Origin of the sequence: Clostridioides sp. ES-S-0048-02 (assembly GCF_020658495.1) — a bacterium.
Taxonomy (GTDB): Bacteria; Bacillota; Clostridia; order Peptostreptococcales; family Peptostreptococcaceae; genus Clostridioides.
Genome location: NZ_JACVWH010000045.1, coordinates 1 through 2,206, shown reverse-complemented (window position 1 = coordinate 2,206; position 2,206 = coordinate 1). Strand labels below are relative to the sequence as shown.

Annotated in this window: 19 tRNA genes and 2 rRNA genes; all 21 read left to right on the top strand. The window is 48.4% G+C overall.

Annotated features, from left to right (window positions below):
- Positions 1-107, top strand: a 23S ribosomal RNA gene (locus tag IC173_RS20190); the annotation flags it as partial.
- Between the two features lie 135 nt (positions 108-242).
- Positions 243-359, top strand: a 5S ribosomal RNA gene (gene rrf / locus IC173_RS20185).
- 7 nt (positions 360-366) lie between these two features.
- Positions 367-441 (top strand) — tRNA-Asn (locus IC173_RS20180).
- A 6-nt stretch (positions 442-447) separates the two neighbouring features.
- Positions 448-522 (top strand) — tRNA-Glu (locus IC173_RS20175).
- A gap of 5 nt (positions 523-527) precedes the next feature.
- Positions 528-603: transfer RNA gene (locus IC173_RS20170), tRNA-Val, on the top strand.
- 5 nt (positions 604-608) lie between these two features.
- A tRNA-Asp gene (locus IC173_RS20165) sits at positions 609-685 on the top strand.
- A gap of 18 nt (positions 686-703) precedes the next feature.
- Positions 704-778 (top strand) — tRNA-Thr (locus IC173_RS20160).
- A 14-nt stretch (positions 779-792) separates the two neighbouring features.
- Positions 793-877, top strand: a tRNA-Tyr gene (locus IC173_RS20155).
- Positions 878-891: 14 nt separating this feature from the next.
- Positions 892-965 (top strand) — tRNA-Gly (locus IC173_RS20150).
- 8 nt (positions 966-973) lie between these two features.
- Positions 974-1,050 (top strand) — tRNA-Arg (locus IC173_RS20145).
- 9 nt (positions 1,051-1,059) lie between these two features.
- A tRNA-Gln gene (locus tag IC173_RS20140) sits at positions 1,060-1,135 on the top strand.
- Between the two features lie 11 nt (positions 1,136-1,146).
- Positions 1,147-1,222, top strand: a tRNA-Lys gene (locus IC173_RS20135).
- 2 nt (positions 1,223-1,224) lie between these two features.
- Positions 1,225-1,313 (top strand) — tRNA-Ser (locus tag IC173_RS20130).
- Between the two features lie 23 nt (positions 1,314-1,336).
- Positions 1,337-1,427: transfer RNA gene (locus tag IC173_RS20125), tRNA-Ser, on the top strand.
- A gap of 10 nt (positions 1,428-1,437) precedes the next feature.
- Positions 1,438-1,514 (top strand) — tRNA-Pro (locus IC173_RS20120).
- A 4-nt stretch (positions 1,515-1,518) separates the two neighbouring features.
- A tRNA-Ile gene (locus IC173_RS20115) sits at positions 1,519-1,592 on the top strand.
- 11 nt (positions 1,593-1,603) lie between these two features.
- Positions 1,604-1,679, top strand: a tRNA-Trp gene (locus IC173_RS20110).
- Positions 1,680-1,739: 60 nt separating this feature from the next.
- Positions 1,740-1,816: transfer RNA gene (locus tag IC173_RS20105), tRNA-Pro, on the top strand.
- Between the two features lie 5 nt (positions 1,817-1,821).
- Positions 1,822-1,898: transfer RNA gene (locus tag IC173_RS20100), tRNA-Ile, on the top strand.
- Positions 1,899-1,901: 3 nt separating this feature from the next.
- Positions 1,902-1,977: transfer RNA gene (locus IC173_RS20095), tRNA-Phe, on the top strand.
- Positions 1,978-1,984: 7 nt separating this feature from the next.
- A tRNA-Met gene (locus IC173_RS20090) sits at positions 1,985-2,061 on the top strand.
- Positions 2,062-2,206: the final 145 nt, after the last annotated feature.

Sequence of the window (2,206 nt, the reverse complement as noted above, 5' to 3'; positions counted from 1 at the left end):
CACCGCAAGGGTAAGACCCCAGAAAGACTATCTGGTTGATAGGTCGAAGGTGTAAGTGCAGCAATGTATTTAGCTTATCGATACTAATAGGTCGAGGACTTGACCAATATTATTTGATGTTCATTGACTAAAATATATATGTAGTTTTTAGAGTGTTAACTCTGAAAAAAAGTATGAAAAAAGTATTGACAAAAATAACAAAAAATGTTAATATTATACTTGTCCTAGCAACAAAAAAGAAATGTGGTTATAATAGCAGAGAAGATACACCTGTTCCCATTCCGAACACAGAAGTTAAGTTCTCTAGCGCTGATGGTACTTGGTGGGAAACTGCCTGGGAGAGTAGGACATAGCCACGTTAGATGTTCCAAGGTAGCTCAACGGTGGAGCAACCGGCTGTTAACCGGTAGGCTGTGGGTTCGAGCCCCACCCTTGGAGCCAATAAATGGCTCGTTGGTCAAGAGGTTAAGACACCGCCCTTTCACGGCGGTAACAGGGGTTCAATTCCCCTACGAGTCACCATTTGTGGGATCATAGCTCAGCTGGGAGAGCACCTGCCTTACAAGCAGGGGGTCGCAGGTTCGAGCCCTGCTGGTCCCACCATTTGCGGCCTGGTAGTTCAGTTGGTTAGAATGCCAGCCTGTCACGCTGGAGGTCGAGGGTTCGAACCCCTTCCAGGTCGCCAAAATAAAATATGAAAAATGCTGGTGTGGCTCAACGGTAGAGCAGCTGACTTGTAATCAGCAGGTTGTAGGTTCGATTCCTATCACCAGCTCCATGTAAAATTAATACGGAGGATTTCCCGAGCGGCCAAAGGGGGCAGACTGTAAATCTGTTGTCATCGACTTCGGTGGTTCGAATCCACCATCCTCCACCAATTAAATTAAATATGCGGGTGTAGCTCAATGGTAGAGTTCTGGCCTTCCAAGCCAGCTGTGAGGGTTCGATCCCCTTCACCCGCTCCAAAAAGCGTGGGTGCATAGCTCAGCTGGATAGAGCAACGCCCTTCTAAGGCGTGTGTCCGGGGTTCGAATCCCTGTGCGCTCACCACATATATATTGGGGATTAGCCAAGTCGGTAAGGCACATGACTTTGACTCATGTATGCGTAGGTTCGAGTCCTGCATCCCCAGCCAAATAAAAACATGGTCTATTAGCTCAGTCGGTAGAGCACCTGACTTTTAATCAGGGTGTCCCGCGTTCGAGTCGCGGATAGATCACCAATGGAGAGGTGTCCGAGTGGTTTAAGGAGCTGGTCTTGAAAACCAGTGACTTCGAAAGGGGCCGTGGGTTCGAATCCCACCCTCTCCGCCAAACTAAATAATAGGACTAAATTTGGAGAAGTACTCAAGTGGCTCAAGAGGATCCCCTGCTAAGGGATTAGGCTGGGTAACCGGTGCGAGGGTTCGAATCCCTCCTTCTCCGCCATTTAAAAAAACGAGGTGTAGCGCAGTTTGGTAGCGCACATGGTTTGGGACCATGGGGCCGGGGGTTCGAGTCCCTTCACCTCGACCAACCAGGACCTTTAGCTCAGTTGGTTAGAGCGCCCGGCTCATAACCGGTAGGCCTGGGGTTCGAGTCCCTGAAGGTTCATTATTCTTCATAGGGGTGTAGCTCAGTTGGTAGAGCGTCGGTCTCCAAAACCGTGCGCCGGGGGTTCGAGTCCCTCCACCCCTGCCAAATAAAAAGGACTTGAAAAAAAATGAGTTTTAGAGTAATATAAGATAGTAAATAATATTTCGAGGTGTAGCGCAGTTTGGTAGCGCACATGGTTTGGGACCATGGGGCCGGGGGTTCGAGTCCCTTCACCTCGACCAAGTAAGGGCCTATAGCTCAGGTGGTTAGAGCGCACGCCTGATAAGCGTGAGGTCGCTGGTTCGAGTCCAGCTAGGCCCACCATTTGCCCAGATAGCTCAGTCGGTAGAGCAGGGGACTGAAAATCCCCGTGTCGGTGGTTCGATTCCGCCTCTGGGCACCAGAAATACGGCGGTATAGCTTAGTTGGCTAGAGCGTTCGGTTCATACCCGAAAGGTCATAGGTTCGACTCCTATTACCGCTACCATCTAACTATATCAATAAAGAACTTTGAAAATTAAACAGTAGGTTAATTTATAAAACAAGAAACAAACCATAAAGCCAGATATTTAGATAACAATAGTATCTGAGCCTGATAAACTTTTATTTGAGAGTTTGATCCTGGCTCAGGA